We start from the raw sequence: 21,174 nt of genomic DNA on the forward strand, positions 1-21,174 counted from the left end.
ACTACTCACGCCGCGCCGCGGTCGGCTCAGGAGGCTCGTCGGGCGTGGGTGGTGACTGCTCTGTGATCAGTTGGCGTTCACGAGGTCGTGCGCGGGAACGGTGACGGTGCGCGCGCCGGGGGTGCCGCCGAGGACGACCTTGCGGAGGGCGCTGTTGTTGTCGAGGTTGGTTTCCTTGAGGCGCTTGGCGGGGTTGGCGAGGACCTGGATGTAGTAGGTGCCGTTGGGGAGGTCGGTGATGTCGAAGGACTGGCCCGGGAGGTCCTGGGTGTAGGTGTCGCCGGAGCCGACGTCGAGGACCTCACGGACGGAGATGGAGTTCTCCTGGCCGCAGGCCGTGGACAGGTCGGTGTTGAAGGGGTGCCAGTTGGCGTTCTTCACCGTGTAGTCGACGGCGTCGGTGTTGGCCAGGCAGAAGGCCTCCTTGCCGCTGCGGACCGCTTCCTTCTGGTCGGCCTTGAGGAGCCGGTAGCTGGCGAAGTCGGTGAAGTGCCAGTGCACGTGGCCGGGGCGCGGGTCCCATTCCATGGTGCCGGTCGGGGTGTAGCCGACCTGCTTGCCGTTGGCGTCGTAGAAGTACTGGTAGGCGTCCATCTTGTCCTTGCCGGGCGAGCGGAAGCCGTCGACGACGAGCTGGGCCGGGCCGGCGTTCCACACGTTGGCGCTGAAGGCGAGGTAGTCCTTGCCGGGGACGTTCTGGCCGCCGTCACTGATGGTGATGCCGTAGGCCGGCAGCGACCGCAGGTCGGGCTTGGGGACGTTCGGGACGGACGGGGTCCCGGTGGGGCGCTTGGTCTGCGGGGTGAGGGCGGGTGCCTGCCGCGAGCCGTCGGTCTGTCCGGCGGTGTCAGCGGCCTGCATGTCGGCGCGCGCGGCCTGCTGCTTCTTCACCGCCCACGACACCGCCGGCGGTGCGGCCTTCAGCGGGCCGTGACCGACGTTGTACGAGGGACCCGCGCCGCTCGTGTCCGGCGCGGCGGCCTGGGCCGGAGTCGGAGCGTGCCCCGGCCCGTGCCCGGCGTGGCCGGCCGGGGCCTGGTGCGCGCCGCCGTGCCCGGCGTGCGCGCCGGCGGCGGCCGATCGGGCGCCCTCGGCGCCGCGGCCCTCCTCCCAGCTGCGCTCCTGCACGGTGAGCTTCACGGTCGCGGGCTTGTCTGCGATCCCGAGGAGGTCCCGGTACTTCTTGGCGACCCCGATCTTGGCCGTGTACGCGCCTGCGGCGAGCTTCACCGGCTGGGTGTAGGAACCGCCGTAGGTGTTGGCGGCCCACCCCTTCTCGACGCCCCAGACGGAGCCGAGGGTGAACGGGTTGGTGGGGCAGCTCTCCGGATACTTCGAGGTGGAGGGCGCGTCGGGCCGGACCCGGCCGCTGGCGTTGTTCGGGCAGAAGCTCTCCGCCCGGCTGACGACCTTCTTGCCGTCCTTGTCGGTGATGGTGATCTCCGCAAAGCCGGGAAGCCCGGAGAAGTCCTTCACGGTGCCCACGGGCAGCGACTTCGCCTTGGCCTTGCCGCCCTCGTACACGGTCTGCGTGATCGTCACCGGGTCCTTGTACGACTTCCGGGTCACCTTGAACTCAAGGGGCGTCCCCTCCGCCGTCAGGTACGTACCCAGGTCGAGGTACACACCCGGCTCCTCCTTCCAGGAGGTGAGCGTGACGGAGTCGGTCGCCGCGATGAGACTCAGCTTGGGGCTCGCCGCGGCCTTCGCCTGCTCCGGCGTGGCGGCCATGAAGCCGACCGTCACGGCCATGGCGGCGACGGCCGTGGTACCGGCGAGCAGCGGACGCCGCAGCCGGGTGGTACGCGTGGTGGTCATCGTTCCCTCGTTCTCCGGGTGCTGTGACAAGGAAGCGGACAGCGGGCGGCCCGACCCGACGGGTCGGGAGATTCGTCCGACCGGTGCGGTGGGAGGCACTCGCTGCGCCCGTGCGGTGAGAGGAGGAGACGCGATGCCGGGTTGTCCGGAGGGCCGAGATCATCAGGATGTTGGCCGAATGACGCCCCTGTGGACGAAAACAGACGGTTGACGCCGTCGGCGTGGTGGGCGGTTACGCTTCGGCGCGGTGGGGCGGTGGGGCGGTTACGTATCGGCGTGGTGGCGCGTCGGTGCGGTGGCGCGTCGGCCAGCGGGCCCGTTGCCGAACCGGGCCTCGTCGCCGGCCGGCCCGGCCAGACGCTGATCGGCGACAAGAACTACTTCGGCCGCGACTTCGAGCATCTGTCGGCCGAGCAGGGCGTCCGGCTGCTGCGGCCGGCCCGCAAGGGCGAGCCAGAACGGCCCGGCGCACCGATGTTCAAGCCCTTGCGGCAGGTCATAGCGTCGGTCAACGAGACCTTCAAGGGCCAAGTCGACCTCGAACAGCATCGAGGGCGCACACCCGACGGTGTCATCGCCCGCGTCATTCGGAACCGGGCCGTCTGTCACCGAATTACCGCTGGGCGGGCGCTCACCCGGCGATCTCTGCTCAGCGGCGCGGGGTGCGATGGCGGCGGTGGTAGGAGATGGTGACGGCGGCGAGGAGAGGGCCCCAGAGGAACAGCGGTAGGTAGAGGATGCCGACCACGAGGCTCCCGGTGGGCGTCATGTCGTCGTGCGGAAAGTTCCACCACCAGGGTGTGAAGGCCCAGAGCGCGGTCAGGGCCGCCGCGCCTAGGGCGGCAGGGACCACGGCGGCCATGGGGCGGACTCTTCGCCCTCCGATCAGCGGTATCCAGTGGGGCACGACCTCACCCCACGGCCGTACCAGACCGATCGTGAGGAAGGCTGCGAGCTCGCAGACCACGCTGAGTGTCAGCATCCATGCCTTCGCGCCGATCGTCTGGAAGTCCTCGAAGCCAATGTCGGTGTATCCGGCCGGATATCCGAGCACCAGGGCAATGCGCCACAGTCCGCTCGGCAGGACCACCCATGTCGTCAGATGCGCGGCGCAAACAGCCCAGCGGGGCGGTGCCGCTGCGGAGATGACCGTCGAGTCGCTCGTTTGAATGCCCATGCCACACATCGTCACGCGCCGCCAAACAGACGTCATCACCCTGCGCGACGGACTCAGAGGGCCCTGTGGAGCGACAGCGGGACGGTGGCTTCCCCCACGTGGGGGAAGCCACCGTCATCCTCCGAGGCCATGGCCTCCGCGAGGCCTGCCGCGCTGCTCCGGCACGGGGTCAGCCAGCGGCGGTTGGGTTCCACGACAGACATGCTGGATTCATCGACAAGAGGCAGACCCCTTGGAATCGATCATCTAGACACCCCCTAGCGAGCGCCCCGCGGAGCCCGTCGCGCCCGTGCCGCCACCGTCTCTCTCAGCAGCAGTACGGCGGCCGCCGGCGCTGAAGGTCCGGACGACCGCGTCGCCAAGGACGCACCCGCGCGACGCACGGCGTCGAGCCGGAGGCGCTGTACACCCACCAGTGCCCGCATGAAGGGCTGGTACAAGGGGGCCACCACGCCCGCGAGCGGCGCAGCCGCCGCCAGGTCCGCGGCGGCCCGGCCTGCCTGTTCCTCGACGAGACTTCCCAGCGCATCGCCGGGCTGGGTGAGGTCCGCGCCGTGGCGTTCCACCGCGTCGACGGGGACACCGGACCGGCCTGCCCGGACGTCCTCGGGCAGATCCTCAAGGAAGTCGATGCGCTGCATGGCCCGCATGAGCCGATGGCACCCGTCCTCGAACTCCGCCCTCGCCGACGCGTCCGCGGGCGCGACGAGGCAGGCCGTGAGCATCAACGCGGGCAGGCAGTACTCCCGTACGTACTGCTCCAACTCCTCGTCGTCCGCGATCGTCCGCCACGCGACCTCGCGCTCGCAGCCACGCAGGAACTCGTCCACGTAACCGCGCACATCCGGGTTCCGCTCGGCCGTGCGCACCAGGCAACGCAGCACGGACAGCCCGGAGTCACCCTCCGCGAAGGCCTTCCCGACGAGCGCCGCCCACTCCCCCAGCGCGGCAGCCCGCTCCTCCGGCTCCCCACGGTCGATCCGGTCGTCGGTGTCGTGCATGAACGCCACCGCAGCCACGACATGCGGCAGCACCTCAGCGGGAAGCAGCAGCCGCGCTGCCGCGTACTCCGCCGTCCTGTACCTCCGCACCGCCCGCCGCTGCTCCGTGTACTCCCGCCTCAGCCGCGGCTCCCTCACCCCTGCCCGGTCGAGGGCCCTCTTCCACATGCCGATCTCCTGTCATCGCCGGCTGCGAGCCTACGGGCGCCCACGCCGGGGGCTCGAAGGGGCCCTGGCACGCTGTCGGCCGGGGCCGCGCGCGGGGTGTGGGTGGGTTCGAGCATCGCGTGTCACCACTCAGCCCCGCCAGCTCGGCCGTCCGCATCGCGCGGCTCAGCGGGCTGCTGAACACAGCCACCAGCCGGCAGCGCTCCAGCCTCGCCCTCGCCCTCGCCCTCGCCCTCACGCAGCAGCCATTCCCTCACCGATGGCACGCTGTCGAGCAACTGGCTTACTTCCATGCCCTTTTGACGCGAGGTCAGCCTCGGCAGCGGCGTGAAGTCGTCGGGCAGCACATCCAGCAGGCTCATCACACGGTCCCCCGCGCGCAGCGTGATCAACAGCTCGCACCGCACCTGCCGGGGAACGTCCGGACGGTGCGGCAGGCTGTTCCACACAGCCGGCCACAGATAGTGAGCTCCGTCCGGGGCCACGTTCGCCCGCACCCACCCCGGGTCCAACCGCTGGTTCAGGCTCAGCTCGTAAGCCCGCTGCTCCAACCTGACGAGCGAGGCCGAATCGATGACCTTCACCTCGCGAGGCACTGGCTGATCAGCATGCATCGCCCCATGCTGCCCGACCGCACTCACTGTCGGGCAGCCGACCCCTGGGGTCGCCTCGTCCCGTCAGCGGCCTCAGGGCGCAACCGGGACCGCAGCCCGAACGGCTGTGTTGGACAATCGCCGGATCCGGCGCGGCCCACGCGCGCGGCGCATGAGGCCAGCGAGGTGCGACCTGCTGGGCTGAAGGGCGGGGAACGGTTCGGTGACGAGGTTCGAGACAGAGAGCCTGGCGCTCATGCCCGGCCAGAGGGTGCAGGCCAGGGTTCGCAGCCATCACCCGTGGGGAGTGATCGTCGAGATCGCCGGGGCCGAGCATGCCGGCCTGTCGGCTTCGATCGACATGATCCAGCAGTTCTCCGGGCCCACGAGCAGCTACGAGGAGGTGCTCGCGCTCTTCCCACCCGTCGGCTCGCAGGTCGACGCTGTGATCGAGCACATCAACCGCTGGCATCCGCCCGTATCGGTGCGGCTCAGCATTCGTCCTGCCGATCTTGAGTCGATGCAGCGGAGCTGCGACTTCTGCGGTGAGCTTGCCACGTTGAGTCCAGGCGGAGACGCCCTGGTACTCGACTCGCGGAGCAATGACGGGCCGGGGAGCCACACGGTCATCACCCACCGGCAGTGCCTGGCCGAGCGGATCCGCCCGGAGAACTCGGGAGAGAGAGCACGCGCGTTGAAGATCGGGAAGGTGTTCTGAGGGTCGCGAGACAACCGACGTGGACGCAGTCCGAGATCGGTGGGACGAGGTCCCGTGCGGCAGCGGCGTCTGGATCGTACGTACGGATTTCGTGGGACGGATCGCGGGACCGCATGCGACGGCCCCGCCTTGGGCCGGTCCGGCGTCGGATCCTCTGCAGATCACCCGAGTGCTGCGGTGACCTGCGCCGTTGGGTGGCGTCGAGCACAAGTCACTGCCCGGACGCCGTCGCGATCCAGATGCACATGGGGCGACCGGTCGGCTGTGTCGGCAACGGGTTGTGGGCGAACGGCGGCGGGGGCAACATTCCCTACTCCGTGAACATCTCCGGCGGGGAGATGGGGCCGGGCGGTGGCGGCGGTCTCCGCCCCTGACGCAGACAGCCTCTGGGGGTAGGGGGATCGAGGGCGGCGCGGCGGTCGGGGGCCCTGCGCCGGGGGCTGAGGGAAGCGGCGAGCGGGCGGACTCCCAGTGAGCACGGGGGTCGCCCGTTCGCCTGCGGCAGCGGCAGCGGCAGCGGCAGCGGCAGCGGCAGCGGCAGCGGCAGCGGCGTCAGTCTCGGCAGCCGTACGCCGTGGTCAGTTCCGCGAGTCCCTCCAGGCCGCCGTCCGCGCCGCAGCCGCCGTCCACGCGGGCGAGTAGGAGGACTCGGGCCGGGATGCCGGCGGCCGCGTATGCGGTGAGGCGGTGGTGGCCGTCCAGGATCGCGCCGATGAGCCATCGCTCCTCGTGTTGGGCCTCTACGTAGCGGTCGTCGATCCAGCCGAGGACCACGGCGGCGGGGCGGGCGCCCGTCGTGATGGCGGAGGTGTGGCGGGTGATGGTTGCGGGGTCGAGTGACTCCGGCGGCTGGGAGGGCAGGAGGGCGCCGAATGTGAGGGGGATACGGCCGCCGGGGACGGGCGCGGTGAGTTGGAAGTGTGTGACGCCGGGCCAGTAGTGCCCGGGGTGGTCGTCGGCGGCTTCGGCAGGGGCGGTGTCGTCGGCGTCTTCGTCCGGGCGGGCCGCCGTGCGGCGGTACCACCAGGACTGGGCGGGATCGGTTACGCGTTCCAGGGGGAGGTCGAGGAGGAGGGCGCGGTAGTGGCCGGTCTCCAGTTCGGCGAGTACGGGGATCCATTCGGCGAGCAGGGGGGCGTCGAGCCGGTGGAGGTCGGTCAGGTGCTCGCGCATGCGGGCTGCGAGGCGGGGAGTGGTGTCGTCCGGCCAGCCGAGGAGTGACAGGGCGAGCTCGCAGGTGTCGCAGGGCGAGCCGACCCGGTACAGCGGCCGGCGGTCGATGGTCAGGGAGCGGTCCCAGCGGGGCCAGGAGGAGCCGGGGGACGGCGGGTCGAAGGCGACGCGGATCCGGCCGGCTCCCCCGTCGACGGAGAAGCGGGCCTGGGTGCCGGACTCGATGACGAGGTCCCGTACCGCTGCGGGCCTGGGCTCGGGGCGGCCGTCCGACCAGGCGGCGCGGACGGCTGCCGCGTACGCCTCGCCTCTGGCGAGTTCCGGGAGGAGGGGGTCGTGTCCGGTGAGGTGGACGAGCGCGTGGTGGACGTCGTACACGCGCTGTTCGCCGCTCTCGGCGAGCCATCGCAGGAGGTGCGGTACGGCGGCGGGGTCGCCCATCAGCTCCAGCGCGACGGCGAAGGCGGTGCGGTCGAGGCCGGTCACCTCGTGCAGTCGTGTGGCGATCGGCTCGGTCCAGTCGCGTGCGCCGAGGCGTCCCAGGGCGAGTGCGGCACGGCCGCGCGGGGCGGAGGGGTCGCCGAGGAGGGCGCCGAGGCGGGGCGCGAAGGACGGGTCGCCGGAGAGGCCCATGGCGTCGACGAGTTCGGGGGTGGGCGCGTCGCCGGAGCGCGCGCCGCCGCGTCCGTCGGAGCCCGGGGCATCCGACAGGTACGTGCGGAGCAGCTCGGCGGGCAGGCGCAGGCCGCGCGTCACAGCGGTGCTCAGTAGGTCCTGGCGGTCGTCGGGGCCGAGTGTGCGGTCGGCGAGGAGGCGCAGGAGCACTGCGTCGCCGGGCTCGCCGAGGCTTCGGAGGAGCCAGGTGAGGTAGCGGCGGGAGGCGGATCTGTCGGGGTCCGATCGGTACAGCTCCTCGACCGCCTCTGCGAGACGCTCGGACGGGTCGTTGCGGGGTGCGTGCGGTGCGTGTGTTGCGTGTGTTGCGTGTGTTGCGTGCGGTGTGGGCGGTGTATGCGGTGCGAGCAGTGCTTGCAGTGTGTGCAGTGCGGTCCACGGGTCGTCGGCGCGCACTGCGGCGCGGAGACGTTCCCGGACGGTGTCGTGATCCCCCATGGGGGCAGTATCGGCCATGAGGGTCACTGGGGCCGCGGGCCGACCGGCCCAACCGGCCAGACCGGCCCGACCTCACCGGCTGTGGGCAGCCGGGGCCGGTGCGACAGGACGAAGGTTCTCAGGGCCGCCGGACGCGGCCGCGCGCGCCGCCGACGGAGGTCGACAGCGCGCACTGCGTGGATGTGTGGATGTGTGGATGTGTGGACGTGGGGGGGACCGGGTTGGTCGGTCAGAGGCCGTAGGCCTTGACGACGCGGCGGGCTTGGGCGAAGAGCATGCCCACGTTGACCGACTTGCGGCAGACGACGACCGCGACGACGTCCTGGCTTTCGGTCATGCGGATGAACAGATGGGTGAGGTTGGCGCTGTTGACGAGGATTTCCTGGAAGTAGTGCTGGTTGTTCTCGATGCCGCGGCGCTCTTTGAACACGTCTTCGATGAGGACCACGGTGCGGCCCTGGAACAGGTCGAGGGTGGCGCCGGCGAGGAGGTCGAGGACCTCCGGGGGGTGGCTGTCGACGGTCTCGTAGGAGAGGAGCATGCCGGTTCCCATGTCGACGACGCCGGCGGCGACGCAGTCGGGGGCTTCGACTCGTAGCTCCTTCACGAGTCCCTGGATGGCGTCGGAGAATCCCTGCGTGACGGGTTTTGTCACCATCGTCGTCACTTCCTTCCGGAGAGGATGGCTTCCACGCGCTTCAGGACCGGCTGGGTTTCGAGGTGGAGTTGTTCGAGGTCCATCCCCTCGTCGCCCAGGACGACCATCAGCGCGGTGTCGGCCACGGCGTAGACGGCGGCGCAGCCGGTGCTTCCGTAGGCCACGGTGCGGCGCAGGGTGCCGCGGCCGGTCGCGCCGGTGGTGCGGCGTGCGAGGCCGAGGCTGGCGGCGGCGAGGGCGGCGAGGCCGTTGGGTTCGATGCCGTCTTCCGTGTCGGCCGCGATGAGGATTCCGTCGACGGCGGCGAGGGCCGTATCGGTGATTCCGGGTATCTGATCGCGGAGTCCCCTCATCTCCCCGGTCAATGCCTCATGGTCCATTCGGTTTCCCTTCGCACCTTTTCGTGGATTCCCCGAGCGCCCGGCGCCGGTGGCCTTGTGGTCGCTGCTCGGGTACGGCTCCGTTTAGGGAGCCCCTTCAACCCGTCGCGGATTCGTCCGGGACGAGAGCTTTCCTCGTGAAGCCGCTGGCCCCGGGGATGCGGTACGGCAGCTCCGCATCACCCCCGATGTCCACCGGGTCCGGGTGGCCGTGGGCGGCGCGTCGTGGTTCGAGCGCCGGGACCGACCACGGTTTCGCCGTGCCGAGTGCTTCGCCCCGGCCCGCTCGCTCAAGGAGGCCTTCGCCGAGCATCCGCGAGACCTCGACCGAGACGTGGTAGACGCCGCGGCCCACCACGAAGGCGATGTCCCGAGCGGTGCGCCTGCCGTTGGCGTGGAACAGGATCTCCCTCCGGTGCCGGACCAGGCCTTCCGCGAGGCCCGCGGCACCGTGGCCGGCGATGACCCGTTCGCGGTCGGGGAGAACGGCCTGAGGCAGTGTCGCGAGCCCCGCGACCTTCCGGGCCGCCTCGTCCAGGAGCTCGAGCGGATCCTCCCCGCCGGAGGCGGGTGCCATGGGCACGCTCCGCGGGACGGCGACGCACTCGGCGGTGTCCCCGGCGACCACGGCGAACACCGCGTCCCTGAGGGCCATCACCGTGACCACCTGCAGTTCCTTCGCCCCCAGGTGTCCTCGCGCCACGAGTTCCGAGCCCGGCATGAACCGTCCGGTCGGCGACAGCGTCGCCCAGTCCGCCGCGCTGACGCGTCCGGAGCGCAGGAGCAGTGCCTCGACCCCTGGGGCGCCCGGCGTCTCGACCGCGATCACTCGGCCCTGCCGCAGGTGGAACACCCCGCCCGGCCTGCCGTGGACGCGCAGGACGATGGTGGAACGAGCCGCCCGGCATTGGGCCAAGGCGAGGTGGAGCAGTCTGTGTCCGGCTCGGTGAAGGCAGTTGCGCGTATCCAGCAAAGCCCGCCCTTTCCATGCCTGACACAGCCTCGACACACCGGATTTCGTACTGGCGTCCGAGGTGTGACGCCGACAAGGCAATGTGTATCAGCCGACAAGACAAATATTCCATCAGAGATGGAATGCGACAGAATCTGCAACTTCACGTCGAAGTAGGTCTAATGCAAGACCGAACGGAAGGTCGGATGAGCACGAATTCGTTCGTGGTCGCGGAGACCCGGAGGGCACGGGCCGCCGGGTCTCCTCTGTCGCCGTCGGCGAGATCAGTCCAGCGGCGGCCAGGGGCCGGCGAGCAGACGCGCCACCTCCTCGACGATCGCGGCCGACAGCGGTTCCCTGTCGCCGCGTCGGAGCGCCACCCCGCCGTTGTGGGCGTCGGTCTTGTCGACCAGCGGCCTGAGCTGCCGCGGCCGGCCCAGCGCTCCCCACCCTTCGTACGTGATCAGGTCGCCGCCGGGGCCGGGCTCCAGGCTGCCGTTCACGATCAACTGGAGCCACCAGCGCACGAGTTCCCAGCGGGCCGCCTCCCAGGGGACGTCGGCGCTGTCGGCCGGAAGGTCCTGGAGCAGGCCGAGTTCGGCCAGCACCTTGTCGAACAGGTCTTCGGCCTGGTCGTGTTCGGCGCGCGTGAGGCCGGCGAGGAGGACGAGGGACTCCGTCTCGACATCGAGGAGCAGGGCGGTGAGACCGGCCTCGACGAGCTGGTCCGGGTAGTGCGGTCGGCCGATCAGGCGTTCCACGGCGAGCATCCGGATGCAGTCGACGGCTTCCTGGGCGTTCATCGCGTACGGCGAGAACGGGGTGGGCGCCGTGACGTCGAAGCCCGGTCCGCCCTCGACGAAGTACGCCCAGAAGTCGACGTTCGTGCGGGCGGCGGGGAGGCCGCTCCGGCGGCCGGCGAACTCGTGGTGCACGTAGTCGGTGAGGTCGTTCCCGTACAGGATGATGTCGGTCTGCCAGACGGACAGGACGGGGTACCCGTACTCCCCCGCCGTGCCGGGCAGGTAGCGGTGCCCGAAGAGTGGGACCAGCCGCGGTACGGTCGCCAGCTCCGACCGGGCGAGGCGGAGCGCGTCGGCCGTCTCCGCGGGCCGTGGCGGCCAAGCGGGGTGCCAGAACCTGTTGTGCTCCACGTCGAAGAGCACGCCCTCCACCGGCCATGCCAGCCGCTCGGCCAGGTCCTCCGCGTCACCGTCGCGCCAGTCGGGCCACTCGGACGAGCCGTGCGGGAGGCCGGCGGAGAGGAAGACGCGGTGGTCGGCGGCGAAGGTGAAGCCGAAGCGCGCCTCGACCTCGTCGAGCTCCCGCTCGGTGAGCCCGGGCCCGATCTCGGTTCGGAGCATGCCCTGAAGGGCTCGGGCGGCTTCCGGGGTCAGGCGGTGCGGCTGCGGCGTGATCATGGTCGTCAGCGTAGTGAGCGGTGTGGTCGTGCAGGCCGTCGGCCATGGCGGCCTGACCATGTGACCTCGCGCTGTGTACCGGCGTCGGGCCCGGGACGGGACCTGGTTCCCGTACCGACCCGAGCTCCGGACCCGGTAGGTGTGGGCCCGGCGACACGTGCGCACGCACCGCACCGCATCGCGCCGCCGGGCACCGATGGGCACCGATGGGCAGACGCCGCCGGAGCTACCCCCGACAGGTGTGATCCTGCGCGGGGAGCCGTCCGGTGCGCAGGTAGGCGTTGACGAGATCGTCGACGCAGCCGTTCCCGTATTCGCCGTACAGGCCGTGCTGGCGGGCGCCCTCGACGGTGAGGAGCCGGGAACTCGGCCACTGCTTGCGCACGGCTTGGGCGCCGGAGTAGAGCGTGCGGGGGTCGCCGGTGGCGTTGACGAGCAGGGCCGGGACGTCGTTGGTGAGCACGGTCGGGGCTTCTATGGGCCGGTCCCAGAACTCGCACGGGGTGATGTTGTTGGCCAGCGGCCCGGCGAGGGGGTAGTGGTCGCGGGACTTCTCGACCGCGCGCCAGTAGGTGCCGACGCCGCGTCGTTCGGCCACGTCGCCGCAGATGATCGCGGTCATCTGGCTGGAGGGGGCCGAGCCCGCGCCGGTGAGCAGGAACTCCATTTGCCCGGTGAGGGCTTCGGACGGTTCGACCGGCTCTCGATCGGCGGCGCGCGCCAGGACGCTCACGGTCTCGGCCAGGTCGGCGCGCCGCTGGTCGAGGTCGCTGCCGAGGCCGCCGACGAAGAAGGCGGGGAGCACGTGCTCGTCCAGCCGGTACGTCGTCCCGATCCGCAGCGGCTCCTGCGCGGCGGCGTCGAGGATGTGTCGCACCGTCGCCAGGACCTCGCCGCGCGTGGCACCCAGGCCGTACGTGGCGTGGCGCGCGGCGGCCCAGGACGCCCACGCGCGCAGGGCCGCCTCGTTGGCCGCCTCGGCGCCGCGCAGCAGGGTCTGGCTGTAGTGCTGCGCGGTGTTGACGCCGTCGAGCACCATGCGATCGGTGCGGCCGGGGAAGAGCTGCGTGTACACCTGGCCGAGGTAGCTGCCGTAGGAGTAGCCGAGGTAGGACAGGGCCCTCTCGCCGAGGGCGCCGCGGATGACGTCCATGTCGCGGGCGGTGTTGCGGGTGGTGACGTACGGCAGCACGTCCCCCTGGGTGCGCTCGCACCGCGCGGCCAGCTCGCGTGCGAGGGCGACCTCGTCCCGGTACGCCGCCCGGTTGCCGCCCGCGGAACGGACGAGCGCGGAGCCTGTTCCCCAGCCGCAGTCCAGTGGGGTGCTCCGGCCGACGAAGCGCGGATCCATGCCGATCAGGTCGTACCGGCTGGCGACGTCTCCCATCACCTGCGCCTTCGCCAGCGGCATGTGGAGGCTGGGGCCGGCCGGCCCGCCGTCGTTGAGGAGCAGCGCGCCGATGCGGTGAGCGGTGTCGGTGGCCTTCAGCCGCGATACGGCGACGGTGAGGGTACGGCCGTCGGGGTTCGCGTAGTCGAGCGGCACGGTGATGTCGGCGCAGGCGGCGCCCGCGACGTCGAGCGCCTTGCCGATCTCGTCGCCGGCCCCGAGGGCGCATGCGTGCCAGTCGACGTGCTGGGTGCGGAAGCGGGCCAGTGGATCAGCGTGGGTGCCGATCGGCGCGTCGGCTGCAGTCGTTGCGGGGGTGGTGGTCGTTGCGCGGGTGGCGGTCGTTGCTGGAGTGATGGCCGGCGCTCGGGTGGCGCTCGTTGCGAGGGCGGCGGTGGTCGGAGTGGTGGTTGCGGTCGGATTTGTAGTTGCGGTCGCAGCGGTTGTCGCGGTCGCGGTGGCGGTCGTCGTCGCGGTGGCGGCGAGCACCACCGCGCATGCCGCTAATGCCTTGATGCGTCGGGAAGTTGCCATACCTGCACGCTAGGTCGGCGGACCACCTTGCGGCCTCCGGGGGATCCCCGAAACAGGGGTAGGGTCGCCCCCGAAAAATCCCAGGCCTCGACACCCCTGACGCATAGGGGTACGTCGGCCCGCGGCGCTCCACGACAGACGGCTTCAGCCTTGCAGCTCCTCCAGGCGCTTGAGGTCGTCGTGGACCGACTCCCTCTCCTGTGCAGTGAGGTGGATTGTGGCGGCCGTGGCGAGCGCGGACGTCGCGGTCTCCTCGTCGCCGAGGCGTCCGGCGACATCCGCACGGAGGACGAGGAGGCGCAGCAACTGCGGGGGCGTGGGCTGCTCGTCCTCCCTGGCCAGGACTCGGTCGAGGATCTTCGCCGCCCCGGTCGGGTCGTCCCGCGAGTCCGCGAGGAGGGACGCGTGATGCAGGGCTCGGGCGAAGGTTTCCCTGGGTGCGGGCCGGTGGTGGTGGTCCTGGCTCGTCTGCTGTCCGATGCGCAGGCAGTTGCCGGCGGGGTCGGTGATCAGGAACTGGCGTACGCCGTGCGACGTGTCCTTCACCGGCCCCATGCGGGGCAGACCGCGGGCCGGGACCCTTCCGTACGCCGCCTTGAGTCCGGAGCGGAAGGCCTCGTACATCCCGTCGACGTCATCGGTGCGGATGTAGCACGTGCTGTACGACTCGGTCGGCTCGTATCCCTTCATCCCGAAGAAGTGGAGCTGGACGCCGCCGCGTTCGACGACGGCGTACGGGTTGGGGCTTCGCTGCTGGAAGGTCACCTCGAAGCCGAGGGCGGCGTAGAAGTCGAGGACAGGTCGAAGGGTCCGGCACGGGAGCATCGGAATGGTCGTCTCACCCATGCCGCACAGTCTAGTCAAGCTTGACTAGAGAGGCGAAACGCGCTGGCCCCCGTCCCGGGACCGGTACCGGGACCGGTTCGGTCGCGTCGGCGTATGCCGTCGCGGGTCAGCTGGTGCCGGGGAACATTCCGTTGAGCTCGGGGAAGGGGATGGCGTCGGCGAGCGGGTGGTAGTCGCCTGTGGCGTAGAGGGCCTGGGCGGCGCGTTGGGTGGCGGTGTAGGCGGACTGGGCGAGGCCTGCGCCGAGGCTGACGCGGGCGACGCCGAGGCGGCCGAGTGCCGCGAGGTCCGGTGCGCCGGGGACGGCCATGACGTTGAGGGGTACGGGGATGGCCGTGGCGAGTTCCGTGAGGGTGGCGTGGCCGGTGACGCCGGGGACGAAGACGCCGTCGGCTCCGGCGTCGACGTATGCGCGCGCCCGCTCCAGGGTGTCCTTCAGGCGGGTGGCGGGGTCGCCGAGGCCGACAGATCCACCACCCGGTCGCGAGAGAGGGCGTTCCCGTCCGGATGGCCGAGCGACCAGGAGATCCCGGCGCTGGTGGTGGCGATCGCGGGTGCCCCGGCGGCCTCGATGACGCGGGCGCTGGCCACGTCCCAGGCGTTGGCGAGGGCGAGGGGGCGCGTGGAGTCGCGGAGGGAGCGGAAGAGCAGGGCTTCGTCCGTGTGCGTGGAGATCATGCGGTCAGCCGACCAAGGCCTCGCGCCTGGCGTCTGGCGTCTGGCAGAAATCCGACACCAACGTCACGTAGGGTCGGCCGTCGGGGAACGGGGAAACGGAGCATCGCCGAGAGGCCGGGGGCCTGGTCGTGACCTATGACGATCCTGATCACGAGGTGCGGTCCCGGGCGTTCGTGCCGTCGACGCGGGACCGGCGGGCGGAGGGGTCCGGGCGGGCGGACGGGTCCGGGCAGGTGAAGGGGTCCGGGCGGGTGGACAGGTCCGGGCGGGTAGAGGGGTCCGGGCGGGTGGAGCGGGCGGAGGGGGCCGAGGCCGACATGCGGTCGGTCGGACTCGAGCCTTTGGAGCCGTACGTCAACAGTCAGACGCCGTGGCGGTGTCGCTGCGCCGTGTGCGGGGGCGTCGGCACGCGGCGCCTCTCGACGATCCGGAACTTGATCAAGGAGGGGGCTGCGTCGGGGTGCGCCGCCTGCAACCGCAAGGCGGGCGGGGAGCAGAAGCGCAGGGCCAACGCCGACCAGGCGGAGGCGATGATGCGGTCGGCCGGGTACGAGCCGCTGGAGGGCTACGTCTCCGCCTCGACGCCGTGGAGTTGCCGCCACACCGTCTGCGGCGAGGTGGTGACGGTGAAGGCGTCGAGCGTGCGGAGCGGGTACGAGCCGTGCCCCGTGTGCCGCGCGGAGGGGTACAGGCGGCGGGGCGCTGCCCGGCGGGTCGACGCCGACGAGGCCGGTGCCCTGATGCGGACGCACGGGTTCGAGCCGGTGGAGCCGTACCCCGGGGCGTCGGTGGGCTGGCTCTGCCGCTGCACCGCGTGCGGGAAGGAGTCGAGGCCGATGTACTCCGGGGTGAAGGGGCGGGGGTACGGCTGCCGCCACTGCGCGGGAAGCGCTCCGCTCGACCCCGAGGCGTGTGCGGCGGAGATGCGGGCTGCGGGGTTCGAGCCGCTGGAGCCGTATCCCGGGAGTGACAAGCGGTGGCTGTGTCGCTGCTCGTCCGGGCACGAGGTGCACCTGCGACTGACCGGTGTCCGGACCGGCAAGGGCTGCCGGATGTGCGCGACGCACGGCATCGACCTCGCCGGGGCGGCGAAGCTGTACGTGATCACCCATCGGGAGTGGGGAGCGGTCAAGGTCGGCATCGGCGCCTGTACGGGCTACACCTCCCGACTCCTCCAGCACGAGCGCAACGGATGGGAGCTGTACCGGGCACGCGAGTACACCACCGGAGCCGCCGCCTTCGACGTCGAGCAGGCCGTCCTCGAGCGGCTGCGGGGCGACAAGCTGTGCCCCTTCCTCACCAAGGAGGTCATGCCGAACGGCTGGAGCGAGACCTGCTCGTCCGAACGGGTGACCGCGGGCGAGGTGTGGGCCATGGTCGAGGAGGAGTCCCGCCGCGCACCCGGCGCCTACTCCCCCAGGGACGGCGACCGGCCCCGCGCCGCATTCCTGTTCGACGCCGAGGCCGCCGCCGACGAGATGCGCGCCCGCGGGTACGAGCCCCTCGTTCCCTACCCCGGCCGTACGAACGCGACCTGGCCGTCACGCTGCACCACGTGCGGGCACGAAGGCCGACCCACCTTCAACGCCGTACGCAACGCCGGCCAAGGCTGTCGCATCTGCCGGGTCAGGGAGGCACAGGCCAAGCGTGCCGCCGCGACCGCACCCAGGGCCGGCGAGGTGATGCGGGCGGCGGGCTTCGAGCCACTGGAGCCGTACCGCAGCAGCCAGACCCCCTGGCACTGCCGCTGCACCACGTGCGGTCGCGAGAGCACCCCCACGTACTCCAACGTGAACGGGGGCCGCAGCCGCTGCCGCTTCTGCGGCTCCAAGCCGTCGAACGCCGAACGCGCCGCCACCGAAGTGCGCGCCGCCGGCTTCGAGCCCCTGGAGCCGTACCCCGGCCTGGCCACCGCCCCCTGGAACTGCCGCTGCTCCTGCGGCAACGAGGTGACCACCCGCCTCTCCTTCGTCCGCGCGGGCACACGGGGCTGCAAGAAGTGCCCCCGAGCCGGCGGAAGGACCGACCCGGCCACCGCCGCCGCCGAGATGCGCGCGGCCGGCTTCGAGCCGCTGGAGACCTACCCGGGAAAGACCACCGACCGCTGGCACTGCCGCTGCGCGTGCGGGGCGGAGGCCACCGTCACGTTGACCGACATCAGACGGGGCCGCCGGGCCGGGTGCGGGGCGTGCTCGCGGGGCGGCGGGGGCGCGTGACGGGGCGGGGTACGCGGCGACGTCCCAGGCAGTACGGCGGGCGACAGGCGGGCCTCACGGGGACCCAGCGGGCGCACGGGCAGGCACGTACGCCGCCCACCCCGGCATTACGGCGAGGAGCCGTCCGCCGCTGCCGCGTACACGGCTGAGCGCGTGGGCGATCAGCAGTCACACCGATCAGGCCGTCGGCTGTGACACACCCCGGAAGCCGCCAGAGACTCCCATCTGACCCCAAAATGCGACACACACAGTAGTCGTAACATCACCTTCTGTTGCCAGCGTGATCCGGCGATGTTCGGTTCCCTTGCTGTATGGGCGAGCAGGGGTAGGTCGGCCGGGTGGGGCGGTGGTGCATTGCTTCGGGATGCTCGGGGTCGTGGTGGGGGCGCAGCATGGAGGGGAGTGTCCCGTAGGGGCGATGTGGTTGCTGGGGGTGGATGGAGGGAGTGAGGCGATGGGTGAGGACGCACCGCCCGGGAGGGGCGGCTCCGGTGGCGCGGAGGTCGGGATGGGTGCGGGCTGGCAGTCGGCGGGGAGTCTGCTGGATTTCCTGAATGTCGCCGCGGTGGTGGTGGACACGGGTGGGCGGATCGTGTTCTGGAGTCCTCAGGCCACGGAGACGTTCGGGCACACGGCGGAGGAGGCGCTGGGGCAGTACGCCGCGCGGTTGCTGCTGGGCGAGGAGGACCGGCATCGGGCGTTGGAGCTGTTCGCGGGGGTGATGGAGACCGGGCAGACCTGGGCGGGGGTGTTCCCGGTGCGGCGGCGGGACGGTACGACGCGGTCGGTGGAGTTCCGGAACATGCGGCTGCTGGACGACCTCGGGGACGTGTACGCACTGGGCATCGCGGTGGACCAGTCGACGCTGCACCGGGTGGAGGAGCGTCTGGCGCTGTCGGAGCAGCTGGTGTCGCAGGCACCGGTGGGGTTCGCGATGCTGGACACCGACCTTCGCTACCGGCTGGTCAACGGCGCGCTGGCGCGGATCAACGGGGTGCCGGCGGCCGAGCACATCGGCCGCAGGCCTCGCGACATCCACCCGCACAAGGAGGTGGAGTTGGTCGAGGCGGCGCTGCGGCAGGTGCTGACGACGGGTGAGCCGCTGGTCGACCAGTACGTCGTCAGCCGTACGAGGGCCGACCCGGATCATGATCACGCCTGGTCCATTTCCTACTACCGGGTCCAGGGGCCCGGTGGGCGGGTGGTCGGGGTGGCGTCCTCGGTCGTCGACGTCACCGAGCGGCACCTGGTGGCCGCCGAGGCCGAGCGGGCGCGGCGGCGGCTGACGCTGATCGCGGACGCCTCGGCCCGCGTGGGGACGACCCTCGGGGTGGAGCAGACCGCGCGGGAACTCGTCGACGTCGCCGTACCCGACCTGGCGGACATGGCCGCGGTCGACATCCTGGACACCGTGTTGTCCTCCCGGTCGCCGGCACCCCGCACGGAGGGGCCGGAGCTGTTCCGGGCCCTCGCCGTCGCCCCCGCGACCCCCGACGGGGTCACCGGCGCCGCCGACCCGGTCGGCGAGATCGCCTCGTACGGCCCGGACCGGCTGATCACCCAGTGCGTACGGACCGGCAGGCCCGTCCTCGTGGCCCACTGCGACGAGCAGGACCTGCTGCGCATCGCCCGTGACCCGCAGGCCGCCGCGACCCTCGCGCGCGCCGGCGCGCACTCGTACATCGCGGTGCCCCTGATCGCGCGCGACGAGATCCTCGGCGCCTTCGACCTGCTGCGCGTCGCCAACCCGGAGCCCTTCGACGCGGACGACGTCCTGCTCGCCCGCGAACTCGCGGGCCGAGCCGCCATCGCCATCGCCAACGCCCGCTGGCACCAGAACGTGCGCACCGCCGCCGAAACCCTCCAGCGCAGCCTCCTGCCGCCGGCCCCGCCGCAACGCCCGGGCCTGAAGATCGCCTCCCTCTACCAACCGGCGCAGGCGGCCAACGAAGTGGGCGGCGACTGGTACGACGTCATCCCGCTGGCCGACGACAAGACCGCCCTCGTCATCGGCGACGTCATGGGAAACGGCATCGACGCCGCCGCCACCATGGGCCAGCTGTGCAGCGCCGCCCGCGCCTACGCGACCCTCGACCTGCCCCCCGACGAGATCCTCCGCCACCTCGACCAGCTCACCCGCGGCCTGGAGCACTACATCGCCACCTGCCTCTACGCCGTCTACGACCCCCGCACCGGCCACTGCCGCATCGCCAACGCCGGTCACCTCCCGCCCGTCATCACCCGCCCCGGGCACAGACCCGAGCTCCTTCCCGTCCCTTCCGGTGCCCCGCTCGGCGTCGGCGGCGTCACCTTCCACACCGTGACGATCCCCCTCCACCCGGGCGACCAGATCCTGCTGTACACCGACGGCCTCGTCGAAACCCGCGACGACTCCATCGACGACCGCCTCGCCACCCTCCTCGACACCTGGAACTCCACCGACCCCCTCCTCGACTCCACCTGCTCGCGCCTCGTCGACGCCATGCGCCGCCCCGGCGACCCCGACGACGTCGCCCTCCTCCTCGCCGAGACCCACCCCTGGCACGCGCCCCACGCCGGCCGCCCCTGACCCCACCGGCGATCGACCTCCGCGTGGTCGTCACGTGGGCGTGGGGCAGCGAGAGGCCGCCGCTCCAGGGGAGACGGGCGCGTGATGGGATGGGCGTCCTCTGTCACCCGTCTGCCGGGAGTCCGCCATGAAGCCGTCGCACCCGCTCCTCTCTCGCGTCCTGACCGAAGCTTTGGTCAGTTCTCTCTGCTTCGTCGACCGCGGCGCGGACGGGCGGGCGGATTCGGACGACGCCGTCAAGGTCCTGGAGGATGTCGCCCACATGGCCGGTGCGCTCCCTGGTGATCAGCGAGGGGAGCTGATCGGACTCGTGGCGGAGATGGCAACCGCCGAGGCCGACCCGGCTCGTCGTACGTTCCTGGAAGGGCTGCCGGAGCGCCTCGGGCTGGTCGCCGAGGCGTCCGCAGCACCGACAGCACCCGCAGCACCCGCAGCACCCGCAGCACCCGCAGCACCCGCGATGGACACCCCGAGGTACTGGACCCTGCGCCATTTCTCGCAGGCCAACCCTTTCGGCCCCGGCTGCGACAGCGTTCCGGCGCTCCTGCGTCGGCTGGCGGACTCGATCGAGGAGCTGGGGCCCGCCGAGATCCAGGACGTGGTGATCAAGTCGGAGATGACCGAGCACGGCGCCTGGCAGTCGGGGACGGTCTACTTCCACCTGCCCGAGGACGAGGACTGACCCCGAGCCCCGCGCCTTATTTCCCCTCCCTCTTCCCCGCTCCCTCCGCTATCGTCGTCGTCATGCATTCCGTCATCCACAACTGGCAGGCGAGCCGCACCCGGTCGACGCGCTGACCTTGGTGTCGACCGTCGTCGACACCGGGGCCCGACGTCCATCGTTCGCCTCAGGATGACGAGGTTCTTCACCATGCGCTTCTCCACCATGTGCACCACCACGTTCGTGCTCGTGCACGGCGGCTCCAGCAACGCCCGGGCCTGGGGGCCGTTGCAGAACGAACTGGCCCTGCTCGGCTGCCGCTCGTACGCGCTCGACCTGCCCGGCCACGGGGACCTTGCGGAGGGTCCCGCCGCCTACTACCGGCAGCCCCAGGACATCGCGGCGCTGGCCGCCGCGCCGTCGCCGATGAGCGGCGTCACGCTGCGGGACAACGTGCGGCTCGTGACGGATGCCGTACGACGGATCGGCGCGGAGGGGCCGGTCGTGCTGGTCGGCCACAGTCTCGGCGGTCTGACGATCAGCGCCGTCGCCAACGCCGTTCCGGAACTCCTCGACCGCGTGGTCTACGTCTCCGCGCTCTGCCTCGGCGACCCGGCCATGCTCACGGAGCCGTGGGACGTGGTGGACGACAACCTGCTGGACGCCGCGGCAGCGCGGATCACCGTACCGGGGGTGGGCGAACCCGGTGTCGTACGGCTCAACTGGCGTCGTGCGCACGGCGATCCGGCACTGTTCGCCGAGCTGAAGGCGGCCGTCATGGCCGACTCCACCGATCACCGATTCCGGCTGCTGCTCGACTCCCTGGACCCGGACGAGAACCATGCGGTGCTGGAGCCGGGGGCCGTGGTCCGGGCCGACGGATGGGGGCGCGTCCCCCACACCTACGTCCGCCTCTCCGAGGACCGTGGCATCACCCCGGCCGTGCAGGACTACATGATCGGTCGCGCGGACGCGGTGACCCCGGACAACCCGTTCGACGTCCACACCCTGGCCGCGTCGCACGTCGGCTACTTCAGCAGGCCGCGTATGTTCGCGGAACTGCTGGCCGGCCTCGTCTGAGCCGTTGCGAGCGCCCCGGCCGGGGACC

The 21,174-nt window shown here is 71.4% G+C and carries 18 protein-coding genes and 1 pseudogene; 6 read left to right on the top strand and 13 right to left on the bottom strand.

What is annotated here, in order from left to right:
* Positions 1 to 66: 66 nt before the first annotated feature.
* A complete protein-coding gene (locus tag ACFCY7_RS23430) occupies positions 67 to 1,818 on the bottom strand; it encodes a lysyl oxidase family protein (protein WP_376487988.1) in 1,752 nt (583 codons plus the stop codon).
* 189 nt (positions 1,819 to 2,007) lie between these two features.
* Between ACFCY7_RS23430 and ACFCY7_RS23435 the strand changes: the two genes are divergently transcribed.
* Positions 2,008 to 2,511: a hypothetical protein gene (locus tag ACFCY7_RS23435; RefSeq protein WP_376487989.1), complete on the top strand. Its 504-nt coding sequence runs from the start codon at positions 2,008 to 2,010 to the stop codon at positions 2,509 to 2,511.
* On the opposite strand, the gene ACFCY7_RS23440 is transcribed toward ACFCY7_RS23435, so the two are convergent.
* From ACFCY7_RS23440 to ACFCY7_RS23455, 4 genes are all read right to left on the bottom strand, one after another.
* Positions 2,468 to 2,995 carry a hypothetical protein gene (locus tag ACFCY7_RS23440; RefSeq protein ID WP_376487990.1) on the bottom strand — a complete coding sequence of 176 codons (528 nt, stop codon included), beginning with the start codon at positions 2,993 to 2,995 and terminating at the stop codon, positions 2,468 to 2,470. The two genes, ACFCY7_RS23435 and ACFCY7_RS23440, sit on opposite strands and share 44 nt — an antisense overlap.
* Positions 2,996 to 3,048: 53 nt before the next feature.
* The gene (locus ACFCY7_RS23445) at positions 3,049 to 3,198 is read right to left on the bottom strand and encodes a hypothetical protein (RefSeq protein ID WP_376487991.1); all 150 of its coding nucleotides are present in this window, start codon (positions 3,196 to 3,198) and stop codon (positions 3,049 to 3,051) included.
* A 54-nt stretch (positions 3,199 to 3,252) separates the two neighbouring features.
* The gene (locus ACFCY7_RS23450; RefSeq protein ID WP_376487992.1) at positions 3,253 to 4,164 is read right to left on the bottom strand and encodes a squalene/phytoene synthase family protein; all 912 of its coding nucleotides are present in this window, start codon (positions 4,162 to 4,164) and stop codon (positions 3,253 to 3,255) included.
* Between the two features lie 122 nt (positions 4,165 to 4,286).
* Positions 4,287 to 4,778 (bottom strand): hypothetical protein, encoded by a 492-nt coding sequence (locus ACFCY7_RS23455; protein ID WP_376487993.1) that lies wholly within the window; start codon positions 4,776 to 4,778, stop codon positions 4,287 to 4,289.
* Positions 4,779 to 4,980: 202 nt separating this feature from the next.
* Here ACFCY7_RS23455 and ACFCY7_RS23460 point away from each other — a divergent pair, with 202 nt between their 5' ends.
* A complete protein-coding gene (locus ACFCY7_RS23460) occupies positions 4,981 to 5,475 on the top strand; it encodes a hypothetical protein (protein ID WP_376487994.1) in 495 nt (164 codons plus the stop codon).
* 552 nt (positions 5,476 to 6,027) lie between these two features.
* On the opposite strand, the gene ACFCY7_RS23465 is transcribed toward ACFCY7_RS23460, so the two are convergent.
* From ACFCY7_RS23465 to ACFCY7_RS23500, 8 genes and pseudogenes are all read right to left on the bottom strand, one after another.
* The gene (locus tag ACFCY7_RS23465; RefSeq protein WP_376487995.1) at positions 6,028 to 7,761 is read right to left on the bottom strand and encodes a HEAT repeat domain-containing protein; all 1,734 of its coding nucleotides are present in this window, start codon (positions 7,759 to 7,761) and stop codon (positions 6,028 to 6,030) included.
* A gap of 229 nt (positions 7,762 to 7,990) precedes the next feature.
* Positions 7,991 to 8,419: a hypothetical protein gene (locus tag ACFCY7_RS23470; protein WP_376487996.1), complete on the bottom strand. Its 429-nt coding sequence runs from the start codon at positions 8,417 to 8,419 to the stop codon at positions 7,991 to 7,993.
* Between the two features lie 5 nt (positions 8,420 to 8,424).
* Positions 8,425 to 8,772, bottom strand: a complete 348-nt coding sequence (locus tag ACFCY7_RS23475) for a roadblock/LC7 domain-containing protein (RefSeq protein WP_376487997.1) — start codon at positions 8,770 to 8,772, stop codon at positions 8,425 to 8,427.
* Between the two features lie 124 nt (positions 8,773 to 8,896).
* Positions 8,897 to 9,715, bottom strand: coding sequence for a MarR family transcriptional regulator (locus ACFCY7_RS23480; RefSeq protein WP_376487998.1), 819 nt, complete (start codon positions 9,713 to 9,715; stop codon positions 8,897 to 8,899).
* A gap of 320 nt (positions 9,716 to 10,035) precedes the next feature.
* Positions 10,036 to 11,172 carry a hypothetical protein gene (locus ACFCY7_RS23485; RefSeq protein ID WP_376487999.1) on the bottom strand — a complete coding sequence of 379 codons (1,137 nt, stop codon included), beginning with the start codon at positions 11,170 to 11,172 and terminating at the stop codon, positions 10,036 to 10,038.
* Between the two features lie 226 nt (positions 11,173 to 11,398).
* Complete coding sequence (locus tag ACFCY7_RS23490) at positions 11,399 to 13,096, bottom strand: alpha/beta hydrolase (protein ID WP_376488000.1); 1,698 nt, start codon at positions 13,094 to 13,096, stop codon at positions 11,399 to 11,401.
* A gap of 144 nt (positions 13,097 to 13,240) precedes the next feature.
* On the bottom strand, positions 13,241 to 13,942 hold the full coding sequence (locus ACFCY7_RS23495; protein ID WP_376488001.1) for a bleomycin resistance protein: 702 nt from the start codon (positions 13,940 to 13,942) through the stop codon (positions 13,241 to 13,243).
* 106 nt (positions 13,943 to 14,048) lie between these two features.
* Positions 14,049 to 14,620 (bottom strand): annotated as a pseudogene (locus ACFCY7_RS23500) (isocitrate lyase/phosphoenolpyruvate mutase family protein).
* Positions 14,621 to 15,054: 434 nt separating this feature from the next.
* On the opposite strand from ACFCY7_RS23500, the gene ACFCY7_RS23505 reads away from it, so the two are divergent.
* From ACFCY7_RS23505 to ACFCY7_RS23520, 4 genes are all read left to right on the top strand, one after another.
* Positions 15,055 to 16,836: a hypothetical protein gene (locus ACFCY7_RS23505; RefSeq protein WP_376488002.1), complete on the top strand. Its 1,782-nt coding sequence runs from the start codon at positions 15,055 to 15,057 to the stop codon at positions 16,834 to 16,836.
* A gap of 454 nt (positions 16,837 to 17,290) precedes the next feature.
* Positions 17,291 to 19,405 carry a SpoIIE family protein phosphatase gene (locus ACFCY7_RS23510; protein ID WP_376488003.1) on the top strand — a complete coding sequence of 705 codons (2,115 nt, stop codon included), beginning with the start codon at positions 17,291 to 17,293 and terminating at the stop codon, positions 19,403 to 19,405.
* A 127-nt stretch (positions 19,406 to 19,532) separates the two neighbouring features.
* Entirely contained in the window at positions 19,533 to 20,087 is a 555-nt protein-coding gene (locus ACFCY7_RS23515; protein WP_376488004.1) for a hypothetical protein, read from the top strand.
* Between the two features lie 171 nt (positions 20,088 to 20,258).
* The gene (locus ACFCY7_RS23520; RefSeq protein ID WP_376488005.1) at positions 20,259 to 21,146 is read left to right on the top strand and encodes an alpha/beta hydrolase; all 888 of its coding nucleotides are present in this window, start codon (positions 20,259 to 20,261) and stop codon (positions 21,144 to 21,146) included.
* The last annotated feature ends 28 nt before the right edge of the window (positions 21,147 to 21,174 follow it).

The organism is Streptomyces sp. NPDC056361, assembly GCF_042262805.1.
In the GTDB taxonomy this organism is placed as follows: domain Bacteria; phylum Actinomycetota; class Actinomycetes; order Streptomycetales; family Streptomycetaceae; genus Streptomyces.

Coding starts and splice junctions, on each gene's coding strand:
- ACFCY7_RS23430 (WP_376487988.1), bottom strand. CDS start 1,818: ATGACCACCACGCGTACCACCCGGCTGCGGCGTCCGCTGCTCGCCGGT.
- ACFCY7_RS23440 (WP_376487990.1), bottom strand. CDS start 2,995: ATGGGCATTCAAACGAGCGACTCGACGGTCATCTCCGCAGCGGCACCG.
- ACFCY7_RS23445 (WP_376487991.1), bottom strand. CDS start 3,198: ATGTCTGTCGTGGAACCCAACCGCCGCTGGCTGACCCCGTGCCGGAGC.
- ACFCY7_RS23450 (WP_376487992.1), bottom strand. CDS start 4,164: ATGTGGAAGAGGGCCCTCGACCGGGCAGGGGTGAGGGAGCCGCGGCTG.
- ACFCY7_RS23455 (WP_376487993.1), bottom strand. CDS start 4,778: ATGCATGCTGATCAGCCAGTGCCTCGCGAGGTGAAGGTCATCGATTCG.
- ACFCY7_RS23465 (WP_376487995.1), bottom strand. CDS start 7,761: ATGGGGGATCACGACACCGTCCGGGAACGTCTCCGCGCCGCAGTGCGC.
- ACFCY7_RS23470 (WP_376487996.1), bottom strand. CDS start 8,419: ATGGTGACAAAACCCGTCACGCAGGGATTCTCCGACGCCATCCAGGGA.
- ACFCY7_RS23475 (WP_376487997.1), bottom strand. CDS start 8,772: ATGAGGGGACTCCGCGATCAGATACCCGGAATCACCGATACGGCCCTC.
- ACFCY7_RS23485 (WP_376487999.1), bottom strand. CDS start 11,172: ATGATCACGCCGCAGCCGCACCGCCTGACCCCGGAAGCCGCCCGAGCC.
- ACFCY7_RS23490 (WP_376488000.1), bottom strand. CDS start 13,096: ATGGCAACTTCCCGACGCATCAAGGCATTAGCGGCATGCGCGGTGGTG.
- ACFCY7_RS23495 (WP_376488001.1), bottom strand. CDS start 13,942: ATGGGTGAGACGACCATTCCGATGCTCCCGTGCCGGACCCTTCGACCT.
- ACFCY7_RS23510 (WP_376488003.1), top strand. CDS start 17,291: ATGGGTGAGGACGCACCGCCCGGGAGGGGCGGCTCCGGTGGCGCGGAG.
- ACFCY7_RS23515 (WP_376488004.1), top strand. CDS start 19,533: ATGAAGCCGTCGCACCCGCTCCTCTCTCGCGTCCTGACCGAAGCTTTG.
- ACFCY7_RS23520 (WP_376488005.1), top strand. CDS start 20,259: ATGACGAGGTTCTTCACCATGCGCTTCTCCACCATGTGCACCACCACG.